Source organism: Streptomyces sp. NPDC046197, from assembly GCF_040646295.1.
GTDB lineage: Bacteria > Actinomycetota > Actinomycetes > Streptomycetales > Streptomycetaceae > Streptomyces.
The window spans coordinates 29696-48416 of the sequence record NZ_JBEYZY010000015.1 but is presented as its reverse complement, the minus strand read 5'-3'; the positions used below and the strand labels follow the sequence as shown (position 1 = coordinate 48416).

Genomic DNA, 18721 nt, shown 5'->3' with positions numbered 1-18721 from the left:
GACTGCCATCGGCACGCGTCGGAGACAGGTGGCGTCCGCGAGGTGAAGTCCGCGGCGCACACGGTCGAGTTGCTGGATGTGCTCGCGGCCCGCGGCGACCGCCCGGCGCGGTTGCAGGAACTGGCGGACGCGCCGGCGGTGCCGCGCAGCTCGATGTACGAGGCGCTCACCGCCAACACCCGCACCACCGGGAGGCGTTGACGGCAGACCTGGCCGAGGTGCGGGAGCGCGGCTACTCGATCGACCGGGAAGAGGGTGTGCCGGGGATCGTCGGCTTCGGATTCGCGTTGCGCCACGCCACACCGGCCCAGGACGCGATCAGCTGCTCGGTGCCGGTCGCCCGGCTGTCCCCGGAGCACGAGGAGCGCATCGTCGCGGTGGTGCGGGAGACCAGGGCAGGGATCGAGGCGACGGCGCCGGGCTCCGGGGGCGCGCCGCACTGGCGCTGAGCGCACCCTCCCTTACCCGTCCGCCATCAGGGCAAACCCAATGTGGCCCACATCACAGTCTTTCAGTTCTCCCGCCGTGCCGCCCTCTTGATACAAATTGCCCGCGCGTTCCTGTCCGTCGACGGTCGTCGCCCATCCCCCCTCTCCAGCTTTTTGCTTTTTCCAGTCGCTCCTCTCGCATGCCCCGGGAACGCCCGTGTCCGCCCCCCGCACTTCCCCCTGGCCGCTCGTCGCCCTGTTCACGGCCGGGTACCTCGCCCCCTATCTGCTGCCCACGACGGTGGGCCGGCTGGACACGGGACTGCCGCTGTCCGCGACACAGGCCGGGGCCGTCGGCAGCGCTCTGCTGCTGAGTTCCGCGGCGGCCGGACTTCTGCTCGCCTCGCGGGTGGAGCGGATCGGGGCGCGCACGCTCGCCCGCGTCGGGCTCGCCCTCGCCGTACTCGGCTACGGCGTGGCCGCGCTGACCCACGCCGTGCCGGCGGTCGTCGCCGGTCTGGTCGTGGGCGGGTTCGGCTCCGGTACCGCCACCACGGTCGCCGCCACCGGCATCGCCGCCCAGCGCGACCCGCACCGCGTCTCCACGCTCGGACTGCTCGGTGTCTCCGGGCTCGCGGGCGCCGTGTATCTGACGGTGCCGCACCTGGGTCCGGGGCACGGTCAGCCACCGGCCGCGATCGCGCTCACCGCGCTGGCCGCATGGCCGCTCACCGGCCGCCTCCCGGTGCGTACGGCCGCCGCCCGGACGGCCGTTCAGGGCGTCTCCCGGCTCCCCCACGCCCGCTCCGGGCTCCTCCTGTGCGCCGCCATGCTGTGCTGGTCCCTCGCCCAGAACTCCCTGTGGGGCGTCAGCGGCCGCATCGGTCTGACCCAGGCGCACCTCGGCGAGGCCACCGTCGGAGCGGTGTTCGCGGTGGCACTCGGCGCCGGGCTGCTGGGGGTGATCGGGGCGGGGGCGCTCGGGTCGCGCATCGGACGGGCGCTGCCGATCGGCGCGGGTACGGCCCTCATCGCGGGCTGCATCGCACTGAGCGCGTCCGCGACCGACCTCCCGGGCTTCGCCACCGGCGAGATCGCCTGGAACACGGTCTACCCGATCGTGCTGTCCTACGTGATCGGCCTCGCCGCCTCCCTCGATCCCCGCGGCCGCTGGGCGGTACTGGTCGGCTCGGCCTCTTCGCTGGGCACGGCGGCGGGCCCGCTGGCCGGCAGCGTGCTGTCCGCGCGGGCCGGGTACCCGGCGATGGGCGCGGTGCTGGCCGTCGGACTGCTGGCGATCGCGCTGCCGATGACCGCCGTGGCCCTGCACACGGGCGGGCGCCCGCTGCTGCCGGGCACCGTCCGCCGCCGCGGCGGCACCCCGGCCGCCGTGGTGGCCGCCTCCGCGGGCACCCCGACGGGCGCGGTCCCGCTGGTCGGCGCCCCCGAACAACCGGTCGTGGAGATCCCGCTGGAGGCCTCCGCCGTGCCCGCGCAGCCGGCCTACGGCACGGCGGGCCCCCTGCAGACGACGGGCGCCGCGGCGGGGCCTGCCGGGCCGTGAGGCCCAGGGGGTGTCGTTTGGATCAGCGCGGATCAGGCCGCGGCGCATGGTGCGGTGCATCGCAAGGCGGAGCATGACCCGCGTACCGGGCGTACTCGGGTCATGCGACAACGCGGCGAGGTGCCGTGCCAGACGTCGCGGACCCGCGGTGATCCAAACGACGCCCCCTAGGGGAACTCGTACGCCTCCACTTCGGCGAGGTAGCGCTGCCGCCGCTCCTCGTCGTGTTCGAGGAAGGAGGCGAGGAAGGAGTTTCGGGCCAGTTCGCGCAGGCGTTCCCCGGTCAGGCCCAGGGTGCGGCGCACGGCGTCGAAGTTGTCACCGGCGTAGCCGCCGAAGTACGCCGGGTCGTCGGAGTTGACCGTGCACAGCAGGCCGGCGTCCAGCATGGCGGGCAGCGGGTGGTCGGCGAGGGTGTCGACCGTGCGCAGGCGGACGTTCGACAGGGGGCACAGGGTCAGCGGGATCCGGTCCCGGACCAGCCGGGCGACCAGCTCGGGGTCCTCCATGCAGCGCAGGCCGTGGTCGACGCGCTCGACACCGAGCACGTCGAGTGCCTCGGTGATGTACTGCGGCGGGCCCTCCTCACCGGCGTGCGCCACCCGCCGCAGGCCGAGGGCGGCGGCGGCCTCGTACACCTCGCGGAACTTCACCGGCGGGTGGCCGACCTCGGCCGAGTCCAGGCCGACGCCGACGATCCGGTCCAGGTGGGGTTTCGCGGCGTCCAGGGTCCGCATCGCCGACTCGGCGGACTCGTCCCGCAGGAAACAAAGGATCAGCTGAGTGGAGACACCGTGGTTCTCCTCGCTGCGGCCGAGCGCCCGCCACAGCCCCTCGACGACCGTGCCCAGGCCGACACCGCGCGCCAGATGTGCCTGGGGGTCGAAGAAGATCTCCGCGTGCCGCACGCCCTGGGCCGCGGCGCGGGCCAGATAGGCGTTCGCGAGGTCCTCGAAGTCCCGCTCGGTGCGCAGAACGGCCATGAGCTCGTAGTACAGGTTCAGGAAGGACTGCAGGTCCTCGAACCGGTAGGCCTCGCGGAGCTCGTCCGTGTCCGCGTACGGCAGAGACACGCCGTTGCGCGCGGCCAGCTCGAACGCCAGCTCGGGCTCCAGGGTGCCTTCGATGTGCAGGTGCAGTTCAGCTTTGGGCAGAGGCATCGAAGCATCGTACGGGCGCGCGGTGAAATATCCGGAACACGGGATTCAGTGCCGCTTCGGAACCGGCACCCGCAGCAGGTCGTGCGCCACGGTCAGCTCGCCCTCGAACCCGGCCGCCCGCGCCTGCCGCTCGAACTCGTCGGCCTCCGTGTAGCGCTGACTGAAGTGCGTCAGGACCAGGTGGCGTACGCCCGCGTCCCGGGCCACCCGGGCCGCCTGTGCGGCGGTCAGGTGGCCGTGCTCCTCGGCGAGTCCCTCGTCCTCGTCCAGGAAGGTCGACTCGATGACCAGCATGTCGCAGCCCTCGGCGAGGGTGTGCACGCCCTCGCACAGCCGGGTGTCCATGACGAACGCGAACCGCTGTCCGCGGCGCACCTCGCTGACCGCCTCCAGCGGGACCCCGTCCAGGGACCCCTCGCGCTGGATGCGGCCCACGTCCGGCCCCTTGATCCCGTGCGCGGCGAGCCGCTCGGGCAGCATGCGGCGGCCGTCGGGCTCGACCAGCCGGTAGCCGTACGACTCGACGGGATGGGAGAGCCGGCGTGCCTCGAGGGTGTACGCCGGGGTGCGTGCGAGCTCGCCGTCGGCGTCGACCGGCGCCTCGGTCAGCCGCACCGTCTCCCGGTAGGCGGTGGCGTACCGCAGGCGGTCGAAGAAGCGCTTGCCGGAGCGCGGGTAGTGCGCGGTGATCTCGTGCGGCACCTGGTCGAGGTTGATCCGCTGGATGACCCCGGCCAGGCCCAGCGAGTGGTCGCCGTGGAAGTGGCTGACACAGATCCGGTTCAGGTCGTGCGCCGCGACCCCTGCGCGCAGCATCTGCCGCTGCGTGCCCTCGCCGGGGTCGAAGAGGATGCCCTCGCCGTCCCAGCGCAGCAGGTACCCGTTGTGGTTGCGGTGCCGGGTCGGGACCTGGCTGGCGGTGCCGAGGACCACGAGTTCACGTACGGACATGTCGGCTCAGCCGGGGGGCCACTGCAGGCCACGGCCGCCCAGGACGTGGGCATGCGCGTGCCAGACGGTCTGGCCGGCGCCGGTGCCGGTGTTGAAGACCGTGCGGTAGCTCTCCAGCTTTTCCTCGTCGGCGACGGCCCGGGTCTCGCGCAGGACGTCCGCCGCGAGGGCCGGCGCACCGGCCGCGAGCGTGGCGGCATCCCGGTAGTGCGCCTTGGGGATCACCAGGATGTGGGTGGGCGCCTGGGGGTTTATGTCACGGAAGGCGACGGTCGTCTCCGTCTCGCGGACGATCGTCGCCGGAACGTGTCCCGCGACGATCTTGCAGAACAGGCAGTCGTCCTGGGGTTCCCCTGCCATGGGGTGCTCCTCTGTGCCGGTGATCTTCTGAGGGCATCGTATCGAGGGGCGCCGTGCCGGTGCCGGTCGGCAGCGGCGGCCCTCACGACGTCAGGGCAACGCCGGGGGCGTCTTCGCCGGTGTCTCCTCCAGTGACGCCAGCGCCAGCCGGATCGCCTCGTCCAGCTGTACGTCCCGCCCGGCCGCGTGGTCCTGCGGCCGCTGCACCACTTCCACGTCGGGATCGACGCCGTGGTTCTCCACGCCCCACCCGTAACCCTCCAGCCAGAACGCGTACTTCGGCTGGGTGATCAGCGTGCCGTCGACCAGGCGGTAGCGGCTGTCGATGCCGATGACGCCGCCCCAGGTGCGCGTGCCGACCACCGGGCCGAGACCGAGCGCCCTGATCGCCGCGTTGACGATGTCGCCGTCGGAACCGGAGAACTCGTTGGCGACGGCGACCACCGGGCCGCGCGGCGCGTCACGCGGGTAGCTCTCCGGCCGTATGCCGCGCGGCACGTTCCAGCCGACGATCCGCCGGGCCAGCTTCTCCACCACCAGTTGGGAGGTGTGACCGCCGCGGTTCTCGCGCACGTCGACCACCAGCCCCTCGCGGGCCACCTCGACCCGCAGGTCGCGGTGGATCTGCGCCCAGCCGGGGGCCTGCATGTCGGGCACGTGCAGATAGCCGAGCCGGCCGCCGGACCGGTCGTGGACATAGGCGCGGCGGTCGGCCACCCACGCGTGGTAGCGCAGGGGTTCCTCGTCCGCCACGGGCACGACCACCGCGTGCCGCGGGTCGCCGCCACCGGCCGGGGAGATGGTCAGCTCGACCGGCTTCCCGGCCGTGCCGACCAGCAGCGGGCCCGGCCCGGACACCGGGTCGACCGGACGGCCGCCGACCGCGACGATCGCGTCCCCGGCGCGCACCGCGACGCCGGGCGCGGCGAGCGGGCTGCGCCCGTCCGGGTCGGAGGTCTCCGCGGGCAGAATGCGGTCGATGCGCCAACTGCCGTCCTCGTGGCGGGAGACGTCGGCGCCGAGCAGGCCCTGCCGGCCGCCGCGGGCGTAGCCGCCGCCCGGCACGACGTAGGCGTGCGAGGTGCCGAGCTCACCGTGCACCTCCCACAGCAGGTCGACCAGGTCGTCGTGGGTGGCGATGCGGTCCAGGACCGGCCGGTAGCGGTCGAGGACGCCCTGCCAGTCGACGCCGTTCATGTCCGGCCGCCAGAAGTGGTCCCGCATGATGCGCCCGGTCTCCTCGTACATCTGCCGCCACTCCGCGGCCGGGTCGGCAATCTGCCGGACCCGGGTCAGGTCCACGGTGATGTTCGAGTCGCTGTCCTCGTCGTTCGACGCGCGCCGGTCGCTGGGCACGACCTTCAGCTTGCCGTCCGTCCACAGCAGGACGCGTTTGCCGTCGCCGCTGACCTCGAAGTGGTCGGCGTCGGCGGCGAGGTGCTCGATGCGCTGCTGGGCGAGGTCGTAGCGCTCCAGCTCGGTCTTGGGGTCGGGGTCGTCGGGCGTGGCGCGGGAGGCGCCGAGGACGCCCTGCACCGGGTGCCGCAGCCACAGCACGCCGTCCCTGGCGGCGCGCAGGTCGGAGTAGCGGGCCGCCTCGACCGGGAAGGGCACGATGCGGTCGGCGAGGCCCTCGAGGTCGATCCGGGTGGCGGGGGTGCCCTCGCTGTCCGGTGTCTCCTCCTTGTCCTGGGCCTCGAAGGGGCGGCCGTGCCGCTGCGGGCCGAACGGGGAGGGGGTGGTCGCCGCCAGGGTGATCAGGTGCGGGCGGGAGCCCTCGACGAAGGCCAGGTCGAAGACGTGCTCGTCGTAGACCGGGTCGAAGGAGCGGCTCGACAGGAAGGCGAGGTGCTTGCCGTCGAGGGTGAACGCTGGTGCGTAGTCCTGGAAGCGCAGCGGAGTCGCCTCCGTGACCGACAGGTCGGTGGTGTTGGCCAGGCGGAGCTGGCAGAGCGGGCGCGGTCCGGGGTGGGACCATGCGAGCCACCCGGAGTCGGGTGAGAAGGCGAGGTCGGACACGTCCCCGTCCTCGCTGCGGTCGACTTCGCGCACCTCTCCGGTCTCACGTTCGACGAGGAGCAGCCGCCCGTCGTGCGAGGCGACGGCGGCACGGCTGCCGTCGGGTGACATGGCGAGTTCCAGGACCCGGCCGAGCTGCCCGGCGGCCAGCCGGCGCGGGGTCGCCGCGACGCCGACCCCGGTGGCGGGCGCGAACTCCAGGGCGTCGTCCCCCTCGGCGTCCGTCACCCACACCGCCCACTCCTCGCCCTCGGCGCGGAAGGTGCGCGGCAGCCGGGCCCGTACGCCGGGCTGGGCGGCGAGCGCGCGGGCGGGACCGGAGCGGTGGGTGACCCAGTGCACGGCGCCGCGCACCGCGACCGCGCTGCCGCGCGCGGTGTGGTCGGGGGCGGCGGAGCCGAACCAGTGGGCGGCGTTCACCGGGACGGGCTGCAGGTTCACGCGCGGCCCGCCGAGCCGGACGTCCAGCCGGCGCGGTTCGGCGCCGTCGAGGTCGTCCAGGAGCCACAGTTCGCCCGCGCTGGAATAGACGACCCGGCTGCCGTCGGTGGCGGCGTGCCGGGCGTAGAAGCCGTCGAGCGGGGTGTGCCGGCGCAGGTCCGAGCCGTCGGCGAAGCAGGAGTAGAGCGCGCCCGTGCCCTCGTGGTCGGACAGGAAGGCGATGCGGTCCCCCACCCACAGGGGGTACTCGATGTTGCCGTCCAGTTCCTCGTGCAGCCGCACGAACTCGCCGTTGTCCTCGCGGTCGATCCACAGCTTGCCCGCCGTACCGCCCCGGTAGCGCTTCCACCAGGCGGCCTCGCGTCCCATCGGGGCGGACAGCAGCACCGTGTGCGGCCCGTACGCGACGTCGCCGACCGGTCCGTACGGCAGTGTGGTGGCCGGCCCCCCGTCGAGCGGCACGGCCCGCGCCCAACTGCGGCGCAGACTGGCCTGCCCCTGGGTGCTGATGGCGAGAACCTCTCCGTCCGGGGTCCAGCCGCGCACCTGGGTCTTCCAACTGCCCCAGTACGTCAGGCGGGTGGCGGGCCCGCCGTCGACCGGCGCGATGTGCACCTCGGGGGCGCCGTCCCGGGTGGAGGTCCAGGCGACGGTCGTGCCGTCGGGTGAGATGCGCGGCTGGTTCACCGGCACGTTGTCGGCGCTGACGCGCCAGGCCCGTCCGCCCTCCAGGGGCGCGAGCCACACGTCGTCCTCCGCGGTGAAGGCGACCAACTCGCCGTGCAGGTGCGGGAAGCGGAGATACGCAGCAGACTGCGCAGATGATGCCGCGGATGCCGCCGATGGCGCCGATGCAGGCGATGCGGGCTGAGTCACCCGATCACCCTACGCAGCGGCGGCAGCCGCGGACAGGGGTTTGGATCACTTCCCGCGCACGTCACGCCGTGGAAGGGGGTCACTTGCCCTCGACCGGCCAGCAGGTGGGATCGCCCTTGCACCAGATCGTCCTGGTGACGGTCACCGTGACCGTCGGTCCGGGCTGTCCGCGGGTGGGCCGGTAGGTGGCGGGCGGCTGGTACGTGGGGCCGCTCGTCGCATCGCAGTCGCCGAGGCCGTCGACGTGGAACCACACCTTGCCCCCCACCGTGGCGGTCAGGTCCCCGCGCACGCACGCGCCGTCGACGGCCCGGGTGACCTTGCCGGTGACGGTGATCCTCCGCCCGTCCTTGGTCTGTCCCTGGCAGTCGACGGAGGCGACGGTGGTCTCCGACGCGGACGGCGTCGACCTGCCGGGCGTGTACGCCTTGCCGCCGCTGCCGTAGTCCGCCGTGCAGCTGAGCCAACTCACCGAAGCGTGCTGCCGGTTCAGTTCCGCCGTGGCGGTTCTGTCGGTGGTGTACGCCACCGACGCCGAGCTCAGCCCACCGGGATCACACGCGGTCAGACCGCCCACGGCGACCGCCGCGAACCCGGCCACGGCCGGCAGCCGGTACCGGCGCACCCACTGAATCCGCCTCACTGCCCCCATGCAGGGCAGCCTGCCACCGGCGCGCCGCCCGCGGTAGAGCGCATACGGTCACTGCGCGGCCGCCGCCCGTCGTCTCGCGCTCAGCCGCGCAGCAGCAGCCACTCCTGGAGTTCGACGAGGTTGCCCTCCGGGTCCTTGAGGTGGGCCACGCGCATGCGGTCGGTCATGGGGGCGGGGCCGTGCAGGAGGGTGGCACCGCGGGCGGTGATCTGCGCACAGTAGGCGTCCAGGTCGTCCACGCGCAGCACCACCAGTGAGCGGTGTCCGGTCGCCTCCTCGCCCAGCTCGCCCAGCACCTCGGCCATCATCGCCCGGTCCTGCAGCGCGATGCCGGCGGAGCCGGTGGCCGCACTGAACTTCTCGTACGGCCCCTGCGCCGCCCCCGACTGCGGCTTGAGGCCGAGCACATCGGCGTAGAAGCGGTAGCAGGCAGGGAAGTCGGTGACGAGCAGCCGGACCTGGGCGAGTTCCACGGTGTTCCCCCCCCGGAAAAGGTCAGGACCAGCGGCCGGTGCGCCCCAGGAGCAGGGCGGTCGCCGCGGTCCCGGCGGTCGATGTACGCAGCACGGTACGCCCCAGCCGGTAGGGCCGCGCGCCCGCCTCCTCGAACAGCGCCAGTTCCTCCGGCGAGACCCCGCCCTCGGGCCCGACGACCAGCACGATGTCGCCCTCGGTGGGGAGTTCGGCGGCGGCCAGCGGCCGGTCGCCGCTCTCGTGCAGGACGGCGGCGAAGCCGGCCCCGGCGAGAAGTGCGGCAACCTGCTTGGTCGTCGCCGTATCCGTCACCTCCGGGAAGCGGACCCGGCGCGACTGCTTGCCCGACTCCCGGGCGGTCGAGCGCCACTTGCCGAGCGCCTTCAGCCCGCGGTCGCCCTTCCACTGCGTGATGCAGCGCGAGGCGGCCCACGGAACGATCGCGTCGACGCCGACCTCGGTCATCGTCTCGACGGCGAGCTCGCCGCGGTCGCCCTTGGGCAGGGCCTGCACGACGGTGATCCGGGGGGCTTCCTCCGGCTCCGTCACCAGGGGCCCCAGGTCCGCGACCACCAGGCGGTCCTTGCCCTCGGCGGCCTTCACCACGCCCTCGGTCCAGCGCCCGCGCCCGTCCGTGAGGACCACGTCCTCCCCCGGCCGCAGCCGCTTCACCGAGACCGCGTGCCGCCCCTCGGGACCGTCGAGCACGAACTCCGGGCCGATGGAGTCCAGTTGGTCGACGACGAACACCGGTGCCGTCATCGCACGTCACCTCCGAACGGGGAGAAGGCCGACAACGCTGTCTTCGCCGCCGCCAGTTCGGCGGCCAGCACCTCCACCAGCCGGCCCGCGGGCAGCGCCCGGGCCATCCGGTGGCCCTGCCCCGCCCACAGCGCCATGCCCTGGGCGTCGCCCGCCTTGGCCGACGCCTGGCGCAGCGGGGAGGTGAGGTGGTGGACCTCCGGGTAGGCGGCGGGGGCGTAACGGCCGTGCTCGCGCAGGAAACGGTTGACCAGCGCGCGGGCCGGGCGGCCCGAGAAGGCGCGCGTCAGCTCCGTGCGGGGAAAGAGCGGGTCGGTCAGCGCCTGCTTGTGCAGGGGGTGCGCACCGGACTCGGGGGTGGCGAGGAAGGCGGTGCCCAGCTGGGCGGCGCGTGCGCCCGCGGCGAGCACGGCGGCGATCTGGCTGCCCCGCATGATGCCGCCGGCGGCGACGACCGGGATGCCCACCACCTCGCGGACCTGCGCGACGAGCGAGAGCACGCCGAGGCCGGAGCCGTCGTTCTCCGGAAGGTCCCGGTGGGTGCCCTGGTGGCCGCCGGCCTCCACGCCCTGCGCGATCACCGCGTCGGCACCGGCCTGCTGCACGGCGAGCGCCTCCTCGGCGGTGGTCGCCGTGGCCAGGAGGTAGCTGCCGGCGCGGTGCAGGGAGTCCACCACGTCGCGGGTGGGCACGCCGAAGTGGAAGGAGACCACCGGCACCGGGTTGTCCAGGAGCACGGCGAGCTTGGCGTCGTAGCCGTCGTCCCGGCCGCTGTCCGGGTCGCCGAGTTCCGTCTCGTACCAGGCGGCCTCGCCGGCCAGCTGGTGGGCGTAGAGGTCGACGGCCGCGGAAGGGGGCGCGCCGCCGGACGCCCCGGTGGAGCCGGTGTTCGCCCCGGGGGGCTCCGGCTGCGGCATGAACACGTTCACGCCGAAGGGGCGGCCGGTCAGCCCGCGCAGCTGCTTGATCTCCTGGTACATGCCGTCGGCGGTCTTGTATCCGGCGGCCAGGAAGCCCAGCCCGCCCGCCTCGGACACAGCGGCGGCGAGCTGCGGCCCGGAACCACCGCCCGCCATCGGGGCCTGCACGATCGGGTGCGGGAAGAGATCGGTCAGCGCGGAGGACATGACGGCATGTTGTCACGTCCCCGGGGCGAGTCCGAATCCGGTCGTCTCCTTGGCACGGGCCAAGGAGACGGTACGGATCAGCGGCCGTTGAACGCGTCCTTCAGCCGGGAGAACAGCCCCTGCTGGCCGGGCTGGAACTGGCCCTGGGGGCGTTCCTCGCCGCGCAGCTTGGCCAGCTCGCGCAGCAGGCGCTCCTGCTCGGGGTCGAGCTTGGTCGGCGTCTGGACCTCGACGTGCACGATGAGGTCGCCACGGCCGCCGCCGCGCAGGTGCGTGACGCCCCGGCCGTGCAGCGGGATCGACTGGCCGGACTGGGTGCCCGGGCGGATGTCGACCTCTTCCAGCCCGTCCAGGGTCTCCAGCGGCACCTTGGTGCCGAGGGCGGCCGCGGTCATCGGGAGGGTCACCGTGCAGTGCAGGTCGTCGCCGCGCCGCTGGAACCTCGGGTGGGGCAGCTCGTGGATCTCGACGTACAGGTCACCGGCGGGACCGCCGCCGGGGCCGACCTCGCCCTCGCCCGCCAGCTGGATGCGGGTGCCGTTGTCGACACCGGCCGGGATCTTCACGGTCAGGGTGCGGCGGGCGCGGACCCGGCCGTCGCCGGCGCACTCCGGGCACGGGGTGGGCACCACGGTGCCGAAGCCCTGGCACTGCGGGCACGGGCGGGACGTCATGACCTGGCCCAGGAACGACCGGGTGACCTGGGACACCTCGCCACGGCCGCGGCACATGTCACACGTCTGGGCGGTGGTGCCCGGTGCCGCGCCCTCGCCGTTGCAGGTGTTGCAGACGACCGCCGTGTCGACGTGGATGTCCTTGGTCGTGCCGAAGGCGGCCTCGTCCAGCTCCACCTCGATACGGATCATCGCGTCCTGGCCCCGGCGGGTGCGCGAGCGCGGGCCCCGCTGCGACGCCGTACCGAAGAACGCGTCCATGATGTCGGAGAAGTTGCCGAAGGAGCCGGCCCCGAAGCCGCCCGCCCCGGCGCCGCCCGCCTGCGAGAGCGGGTCGCCGCCGAGGTCGTAGACCTGCTTCTTCTGCGGGTCCGACAGCACCTCGTAGGCGGCGTTGATCTCCTTGAACCGCTCCTGCGTCTTCGGATCGGGGTTGACGTCCGGATGCAGCTCGCGGGCGAGCCGCCGGAAGGCCTTCTTGATCTCTTCCTGCGACGCGTCGCGGCGCACGCCGAGTACGGCGTAGTAGTCCGTGGCCACTTACGACTCCGCCAGGATCTGTCCGACGTACCGTGCCACTGCGCGTACCGCTCCCATCGTTCCCGGGTAGTCCATGCGGGTCGGTCCGACCACGCCGAGCTTGGCTACTGCCTCACCGCCCGAACCGTAGCCCACCGACACGATGGACGTGGAGTTGAGTCCTTCGTGGGCGTTCTCGTGACCGATGCGCACGGTCATGGCGTCCTTCGTCTCGCCGAGCAGCTTCAGCAGCACGACCTGCTCCTCCAGGGCCTCCAGAACGGGCCGGATGGTGAGCGGGAAGTCGTGCGCGAAGCGCGTCAGATTGGCGGTGCCGCCGATCATCAGCCGCTCTTCGTTCTCCTCGACGAGCGTCTCCAGCAGGGTGGACAGCACCGCCGACACCGTGCCCCGGTCCTCGACGTCGAAGCCCTCCGGCAGGTCCTCCACCAGTTGCGGGACGTCCGTGAAACGGCGGCCCGCGACCTTGCTGTTCAGCCGCGCCCGCAGATCGGCCAGGGACGCCTCCCCGAACGGGGCCGGGCAGTCGATCATCCGCTGCTCGACCCGGCCGGTGTCCGTGATCAGCACCAGCATCACCCGCGCCGGCGCGAGCGCGAGCAGCTCCACGTGCCGCACGGTGGAACGGGTCAGCGACGGGTACTGCACGACGGCGACCTGCCGGGTCAGCTGCGCGAGCAGCCGCACCGTCCGGGCGACCACGTCGTCCAGGTCGACGGCGCCGTCGAGGAAGTTCTGGATCGCGCGCCGCTCCGGCGCGGTCATCGGCTTGACCCCGGCCAGCTTGTCGACGAAGAGCCGGTACCCCTTGTCGGTGGGGATCCGCCCGGCGCTGGTGTGGGGCTGGGCGATGTAGCCCTCGTCCTCCAGGGCCGCCATGTCGTTGCGGATCGTGGCCGGTGACACGCCGAGGCTGTGCCGCTCGGTGAGGGCCTTGGAGCCGACCGGCTCCTCGGTGCCGACGTAGTCCTGGACGATGGCGCGCAGCACCTGGAGCCTTCGTTCACTGAGCATCGCGCACACCTCCAGATGTCGTCCCGCAGCGGCTTTGCCCTGGCACTCGGCGCATACGAGTGCCAGCTTTACCCGGCCCAGTGTACGGCGGTCACCTACGCCCCCGGCAAGGCCGGGCCCGCGACGGCCTGCGAGGTCGTACCGGGGATGCTGTACCGCTAGCGTCGTCGTGTGAGGGTGACTTGGGAAGAGCTGGGATGGGAGCGGCTGGCGGACGGCGTCGGCCGGTGCCGCCTCCCCGGGTGGGACTGCACGGTGGGACTGGTCCTCGGGGAAGGCTCCGCGCTGCTGGTCGACGCCGGGTCGAGCCTGGCGGAGGGCGCCCGGTTGCGGCTGCAGGCGCAGGAGCTCGCGGGCTGCCGTGTGTCGTTCCTCGCACTCACCCACCCCCACTTCGACCATGTCTTCGGGGCCGCGGCGTTCGCCGGCGCACACGTCTTCGCCGCCCACGGCCGGGCCGGGGCGTTCGAGGACGGGCGCCGGGAGCTGCGCGCGGACGCCGTGCGCAACGGCCTGGACGCGGCGAAGGCCGAGGAGGCGGCGGACGCCCTGGTGCGCCCGCACGAACACGTCTTCGGCTCGCTGTCCCTGGAGCTGACGGGCGGCCGGCGGACCGTCCTGACCAACGTGGGCCCCGGGCACACCGCCCAGGACCTCGCCGTGGTGGTGCCCGGCGACCCCACCGTGGTGTTCTGCGGCGACCTGGTCGAGGAGTCGGGCGAGCCCCAGGCCGGCCCCGACGCCGTGCCGTCCCAGTGGCCGGCCGCCCTCGACCGGCTGCTGGAGCTCGGCGGCGAGGACGCCCTGTACGTGCCCGGTCACGGAGCGGTGGTCGACGCGGCCTTCGTCCGGGCGCAACGGGACACGCTGGCCGAGCGGTTCGGCGTGTCGCGCTGATCGGCCGCGGGCCTGTCCATATCGTCACTCGAATGCTCCCACCCGTCTCCCGCCACCGCCCTTCCGACGAGGGCCCCTCGGGCCCGCGGCCTCGTTCGTACTCGTCCGACCTGACGCCACCGTGGAAGAAGCCGAGGGCCGTGCCGGAGGTCTCGGCGGAGCCGGGTCTGGTGGTGGAGGAGCCGGGCACCGGATTCTGCGGCGCGGTGATCCGCTGCGAGGCGGGCACGGTGACCCTGGAGGACCGCTTCGGCAAGCACCGGGTGTTTCCGCTCCAGCCGGGCGGCTTTCTCCTGGAGGGCCGCGCGGTGACCCTCGTGAAGGCCGCCTCGGGGCCGGCCCGGCCCACCCGCACAGCGTCCGGCTCGGTGGCCGTCCCCCGGGCACGCGCGCGTGTGGCGCGCGCCGGGCGCATCTATGTGGAGGGACGGCACGACGCCGAACTGGTGGAGAAGGTCTGGGGCGACGACCTGCGCGTCGAGGGCGTCGTCGTGGAGTACCTGGAGGGCGTCGACGACCTGCCCGCCATCGTGGCCGACTTCGCCCCCGGACCCGACGCCCGCCTGGGCGTCCTGGTCGACCACCTGGTGCCGGGCACCAAGGAGTGGCGCATCGCCGAGTCGGTGACCAGCGATCACGCCCTGGTGGTCGGCCATCCGTACATCGACATCTGGCAGGCGGTGAAGCCGTCCTCCCTGGGCATCGCGGGCTGGCCCGAGATCCCCCGCGGCCAGGACTGGAAGACGGGGGTGTGCCAGGAGCTGGGCTGGCCCCGGAACACGGGGGCGGCCTGGCAGCGGATCCTGGGACGCGTGCGGTCGTACAAGGACCTGGAGCCGGAGCTGCTGGGGCGGGTGGAGCAGCTGATCGACTTCGTGACCGAACCCGCGTAGGGCCTGTCCGGTCGTTCGTGCCGGGCCCCGGCTCAGTCCACCAGGTCCCGCACCACCGCGTCCGCCAGCAGGCGGCCGCGCAGGGTGAGCACCGCGCGGCCCTCCTCGTACGGCTGCTGCTGGAGCAGTCCGTCCGACAGCGCCCGTCGGGACGCCGCGAGACCCTCCTCCCGCAGCAGGTCCAGCGGCACGCCCTCGCGCAGTCGCAGCTCCAGCAGGATCCGCTCCACCCGGCGGTCCTCGCGCGTGAGGACCTCCCGGCCGGCGCCCGGGGAGCGGCCGGCGGCGAGCGCCGCCGCGTACGCGCCCGGGTGCTTCACGTTCCACCAGCGCACTCCGCCGACGTGGCTGTGCGCGCCGGGGCCCGCGCCCCACCAGTCGGCGCCGCGCCAGTACAGCTCGTTGTGCAGGCAGCGGCCTGCCTCGGACGTGGCCCAGTTCGAGACCTCGTACCAGTGGAAACCGGCCGCGGACAGGGATTCCTCGGCGATCAGGTAGCGGTCCGCGTGCACGTCGTCGTCCGTCATCGGCACTTCTCCCCGGCGGATCCGCCGGGCGAGCTGCGTGCCCTCCTCGACGATCAGGGCATACGCCGAGATGTGGTCCGGGCCGGCACCGAGGGCCGCGTCCAGCGAGGCCCGCCAGTCGTCGTCCGACTCGCCGGGGGTGCCGTAGATCAGGTCGAGGTTCACGTGCGCGAAGCCCGCCGCCCGGGCCTCCGCCACGCACCGCTCGGGGCGGCCCGGCGTGTGCGTGCGGTCGAGGATCCTCAGCACGTGCTGCCTGGCGCTCTGCATGCCGAAGGAGATCCGGTTGAAGCCGCCCTCTCGCAGTGCCGCCAGATAGGCCGGGTCGACCGACTCGGGGTTGGCCTCCGTGGTGACCTCCGCGTCGGCCGCGAGCCCGAACTCGTCGCGGATCGCCCCCAGCATCCGTACCAGGTCGTCCGCGGCCAGCAGCGTGGGCGTGCCGCCGCCGACGAACACGGTGCGGACCTCGCGCGGGTCGTCGCCGAGCACCTTGCGGGCGAGGCGGATCTCCTCGACGAGGGTCTCCGCGTAGTTGTCGCGGGAGGCGAGCACTCCGCCGGTGCCGCGCAGCTCGGTGGCGGTGTAGGTGTTGAAGTCGCAGTAGCCGCAGCGGGTCGCGCAGTAGGGGACGTGCAGGTAGAACCCGAGGGGACGCTCGGCGGCCCCGGCGAGCGCGGGCTCGGGCAGCGCGCCGTCGGCGGGGACGGGCTCACCGTCGGGAAGTGCGGAAGGCATGCCTTCCATTGTCCAGCACCCGCACCGAAGCCCCGCTCCCGCGCGCACACGAGCCGAACCGCGCCCATCCGTCGCGGCCGCGACAGGGCTGGCTGGGGGCGGCGGGGGGCGGCCGCACCCGACAGCGGCGGGCGGGGCGGACAGCGGAAGACGGGCCGGACGGGCCGGACAGCGGGAGCCACACCCGACAGCGGCGGGCGGGGCGGACAGCGGAAGACGGGCCGGACAGGGGGGGCCGCACCCGACAGCGGCGGGCGGGCCGGACAGCGGGGCGGGCCGGACAGCGGGAGCCGCACCCGACAGCAGGAGCCGGGCCGGACGGCAGGAGCCGCACTCGACAGCAAGGGCCGCACCAACAGCAGGAGCCGGACCGGACGGCACAAGCCGCACCGGAAGGCACAAGCCGCACCGGACGGTACGAGCCGCGCCAGGCAGCGCGGAGGCCGCCGCCGGACGGCAGGAACCGCGCCAGGCAACGCGCGGGCCGCCGCCGGACGGCAGGAGCTGCCGCATCGGGCGGATCTCGGGGCTCTTACTCCGCCTGCAGGACCAGCAGGGCCAGGTCGTCCTCCGGGGGCCGGGCCCCGAACTCGTGCACCAGCCGGCGGATGCGCTCCGCGATCAGCTCGGCGTCCAGCCCGGCGCATCCGGCGAGGGCGTCGGCGAGCCCGTCGCCGTCGTCGAACTGGCGGGAGCCGGAGCGCCGCTCGGTCACCCCGTCGGTGACGCACAGCAGGGTGTCGCCGGGCCGCAGCTCGACGGTCTCACTGGTGTACGTCTCGTCCTCGACGACCCCGAGCAGGGTCTGCGGGCGCGCGGCCGTCCGTACGTCGCCGTCGTGGCCGAGGATCAGCGGCAGCGGATGCCCGGCGGAGGCGAGGGTGCAGCGCACTCCGCCGTCGAAGGGGGCGAGCTCGCCGTAGAGGAGGGACAGGAAGCGGGTCTGGGGGCCGTCACCGGCGGTCGGGGTGCGGCCGCCCGCGGCCGCCAGCACGCGGGCGGCGGCGTCGGCGGCCTCGGTGGCGTCGTCCAGGAGGAGCTGGTTGAGGCGGTCGAGGACGTCGGCGACGCGGTAGCCCTCACGGGCCAGCAGCCGCAGCCAGGGCCGGGCGAGCCCGATGACGACGGCGGCCTCGGGGCCCTTGCCCTGGACGTCGCCCACGGCGAAGCACCAGCGCCCTTCACCGGCCGGGAAGATGTCGTAGAAGTCGCCGCTGGGCCCGCCCTTGTCGCACGGCTCGTAGACGAGGGCACTGCGCATCCCGGGGATCTCGGCCACGGCGCCGGGCAGCAGCCCGCGCTGGAGTACGGCGCTGATGGTGGCCTGGCGGGCGTACTGCCGGGCCGCGCCGATGGCGAGCGCCACCCGGCGGCTGAGGTCCTCGACGAGTCCGTTGATCTCGTCGGGAAAGCGCGGCAGGCCGGCCCGCCCGATGAGCAGCGTGCCGAGCGGACGGCCGCCCGCTATCAGGCGGTAGGCGAGCGCGGCGCCGTCCGTCGCGCCCGGACCGAGGGCCTCGCCGGGCCAGGGGTGGGGAACGGGCCCGGACTGTAAGTCGTCGGGCGGGTGCGGCGGTTCCTTCTCCAGGGCCCGGCGCAGTTCCTCGATGCGGCTCTCGCTGCCGTGCCAGACGCGGGCCAGCCGCGGCCCGGCCGCGCCGGTTCCGTCGCGCCAGCCGCCGCGGGCCGTGGCCTCGTCCTCCAGCCAGATCGCGCACCAGTCGGCCAGCCGGGGCACGATCAGCTGCCCGGTGAGCGCGGCGACCAGGTCCTCGTCGAGCTGTCCGGCGAGCAGGTCGGAGGCCTCGGCGAGGAAGGACAGGGCGCCGCGGCCGAGCCACTCCCGGTCCCGCTCGGCGCGAGGGGGGTCCGCCCGCTCGAGCGCGGCCGGGAGCGGGAGAGGTTCGGGCGCGAGGATCTCGGCGACGCCGGTACCGTGCTCCCCGGCGTGGGCCTCCGTCTCGTCGGCGACCGGGCTGCCCTGGGCCGGCAGCCGGGCCCACACCGTCTTGGCGCCGCTGCGGTAGGTGATGCCCCAGGCCTCGGAGAGCGCGGCCACCAGGCGCAGACCGCGGCCGTACTCCGGGGCCTCGTACGAGGGTTCGGCGCCGCCGTCGCGGGGGGCGCGCGAGGGGTTGTGGTCGGACACCTCGACGACGAAGGCGGCCGTGGCCTTCGCGTCGTGCTCGTCACCGACGCCGTCGTGCTCGTCGTGTTCCAGCCGGCAGGTCAGCCCCACGTCGGTACCCGCGTGCACGACGGCGTTGGTGACGAGTTCGCTGACCACCACCATGGCGTCGTCGGCCAGGCGGTCGGCGACCACGAGGCCGAGCTCCGTCCACTCCGCGAGCGCCGAGCGGACCAGGGCGCGGGCGGCGCCGGGGGCGAGCGGCCCGCCGGGCAGCGTCCCGTGCGCCTCCGTACGCGCCCCTGCCTCCGCACGCGCCTGAGTCGTACCCGCCCCTGCCTCCGAGCGCGCTCCCGCGCCCTGGGGCCCCGGCACGGCAGCGGCGCGTGCGGGCACCTCACAGGCGCGCAAGACGGTCTCCCGCTGCGTCGGAATGGGCCCCATCCACAACTCCCCGAGCGTTCGGACGAATCGGTTCGTTCGTTGTGGACCAGAG

15 protein-coding genes and 1 pseudogene are annotated in these 18721 nt (G+C 73.8%); 4 read left to right on the top strand and 12 right to left on the bottom strand.

What is annotated here, in order from left to right:
• Positions 1-42: 42 nt before the first annotated feature.
• Positions 43-449, top strand: a pseudogene (locus tag AB0A61_RS21830) (IclR family transcriptional regulator C-terminal domain-containing protein).
• 196 nt (positions 450-645) lie between these two features.
• Complete coding sequence (locus tag AB0A61_RS21825; protein ID WP_361294477.1) at positions 646-1992, top strand: MFS transporter; 1347 nt, start codon at positions 646-648, stop codon at positions 1990-1992.
• Between the two features lie 167 nt (positions 1993-2159).
• Here AB0A61_RS21825 and AB0A61_RS21820 read toward each other — a convergent pair whose 3' ends face one another.
• The 10 genes from AB0A61_RS21820 to hrcA all read right to left on the bottom strand — a co-directional run bounded on the left by AB0A61_RS21820 (position 2160) and on the right by hrcA (position 13042).
• Positions 2160-3152, bottom strand: coding sequence for an adenosine deaminase (locus AB0A61_RS21820; RefSeq protein WP_361294474.1), 993 nt, complete (start codon positions 3150-3152; stop codon positions 2160-2162).
• A 45-nt stretch (positions 3153-3197) separates the two neighbouring features.
• Complete coding sequence (locus AB0A61_RS21815) at positions 3198-4103, bottom strand: ribonuclease Z (protein WP_361294471.1); 906 nt, start codon at positions 4101-4103, stop codon at positions 3198-3200.
• 6 nt (positions 4104-4109) lie between these two features.
• A complete protein-coding gene (locus AB0A61_RS21810) occupies positions 4110-4463 on the bottom strand; it encodes a histidine triad nucleotide-binding protein (RefSeq protein ID WP_361294468.1) in 354 nt (117 codons plus the stop codon).
• Positions 4464-4553: 90 nt separating this feature from the next.
• A complete protein-coding gene (locus AB0A61_RS21805; protein ID WP_361294857.1) occupies positions 4554-7697 on the bottom strand; it encodes a S41 family peptidase in 3144 nt (1047 codons plus the stop codon).
• Between the two features lie 181 nt (positions 7698-7878).
• Complete coding sequence (locus AB0A61_RS21800) at positions 7879-8451, bottom strand: hypothetical protein (protein ID WP_361294465.1); 573 nt, start codon at positions 8449-8451, stop codon at positions 7879-7881.
• An 80-nt stretch (positions 8452-8531) separates the two neighbouring features.
• The gene (locus tag AB0A61_RS21795; RefSeq protein ID WP_361294462.1) at positions 8532-8924 is read right to left on the bottom strand and encodes a VOC family protein; all 393 of its coding nucleotides are present in this window, start codon (positions 8922-8924) and stop codon (positions 8532-8534) included.
• Between the two features lie 22 nt (positions 8925-8946).
• A complete protein-coding gene (locus AB0A61_RS21790; RefSeq protein ID WP_361294459.1) occupies positions 8947-9687 on the bottom strand; it encodes a 16S rRNA (uracil(1498)-N(3))-methyltransferase in 741 nt (246 codons plus the stop codon).
• Positions 9684-10814, bottom strand: a complete 1131-nt coding sequence (locus AB0A61_RS21785) for a nitronate monooxygenase (protein WP_361294456.1) — start codon at positions 10812-10814, stop codon at positions 9684-9686. Before AB0A61_RS21785 ends, AB0A61_RS21790 begins: the two co-directional genes overlap by 4 nt.
• Before the next feature lie 77 nt (positions 10815-10891).
• Positions 10892-12028, bottom strand: a complete 1137-nt coding sequence (gene dnaJ, locus AB0A61_RS21780) for a molecular chaperone DnaJ (RefSeq protein WP_361294453.1) — start codon at positions 12026-12028, stop codon at positions 10892-10894.
• Positions 12029-13042, bottom strand: coding sequence for a heat-inducible transcriptional repressor HrcA (gene hrcA / locus AB0A61_RS21775; RefSeq protein ID WP_361294450.1), 1014 nt, complete (start codon positions 13040-13042; stop codon positions 12029-12031).
• Between the two features lie 171 nt (positions 13043-13213).
• Here hrcA and AB0A61_RS21770 point away from each other — a divergent pair, with 171 nt between their 5' ends.
• Positions 13214-13939 (top strand): MBL fold metallo-hydrolase, encoded by a 726-nt coding sequence (locus AB0A61_RS21770; protein WP_361294447.1) that lies wholly within the window; start codon positions 13214-13216, stop codon positions 13937-13939.
• Positions 13940-13971: 32 nt separating this feature from the next.
• The gene (locus AB0A61_RS21765) at positions 13972-14832 is read left to right on the top strand and encodes a DUF3097 domain-containing protein (protein WP_361294444.1); all 861 of its coding nucleotides are present in this window, start codon (positions 13972-13974) and stop codon (positions 14830-14832) included.
• A gap of 32 nt (positions 14833-14864) precedes the next feature.
• Here the strand turns inward: AB0A61_RS21765 and hemW are convergent, their stop codons facing one another.
• Complete coding sequence (gene hemW, locus AB0A61_RS21760) at positions 14865-16097, bottom strand: radical SAM family heme chaperone HemW (protein WP_361294441.1); 1233 nt, start codon at positions 16095-16097, stop codon at positions 14865-14867.
• 532 nt (positions 16098-16629) lie between these two features.
• On the bottom strand, positions 16630-18669 hold the full coding sequence (locus tag AB0A61_RS21755) for a SpoIIE family protein phosphatase (RefSeq protein WP_361294438.1): 2040 nt from the start codon (positions 18667-18669) through the stop codon (positions 16630-16632).
• Positions 18670-18721 lie beyond the last annotated feature (52 nt).

Excerpts from the sequence above, each read along its gene's own strand:
- AB0A61_RS21820 (WP_361294474.1), bottom strand. The coding sequence starts at position 3,152 with ATGCCTCTGCCCAAAGCTGAACTGCACCTGCACATCGAAGGCACCCTG.
- AB0A61_RS21815 (WP_361294471.1), bottom strand. The coding sequence starts at position 4,103 with ATGTCCGTACGTGAACTCGTGGTCCTCGGCACCGCCAGCCAGGTCCCG.
- AB0A61_RS21810 (WP_361294468.1), bottom strand. The coding sequence starts at position 4,463 with ATGGCAGGGGAACCCCAGGACGACTGCCTGTTCTGCAAGATCGTCGCG.
- AB0A61_RS21800 (WP_361294465.1), bottom strand. The coding sequence starts at position 8,451 with ATGGGGGCAGTGAGGCGGATTCAGTGGGTGCGCCGGTACCGGCTGCCG.
- AB0A61_RS21790 (WP_361294459.1), bottom strand. The coding sequence starts at position 9,687 with ATGACGGCACCGGTGTTCGTCGTCGACCAACTGGACTCCATCGGCCCG.
- AB0A61_RS21785 (WP_361294456.1), bottom strand. The coding sequence starts at position 10,814 with ATGTCCTCCGCGCTGACCGATCTCTTCCCGCACCCGATCGTGCAGGCC.
- hrcA (WP_361294450.1), bottom strand. The coding sequence starts at position 13,042 with ATGCTCAGTGAACGAAGGCTCCAGGTGCTGCGCGCCATCGTCCAGGAC.
- AB0A61_RS21765 (WP_361294444.1), top strand. The coding sequence starts at position 13,972 with ATGCTCCCACCCGTCTCCCGCCACCGCCCTTCCGACGAGGGCCCCTCG.
- hemW (WP_361294441.1), bottom strand. The coding sequence starts at position 16,097 with ATGCCTTCCGCACTTCCCGACGGTGAGCCCGTCCCCGCCGACGGCGCG.
- AB0A61_RS21755 (WP_361294438.1), bottom strand. The coding sequence starts at position 18,669 with ATGGGGCCCATTCCGACGCAGCGGGAGACCGTCTTGCGCGCCTGTGAG.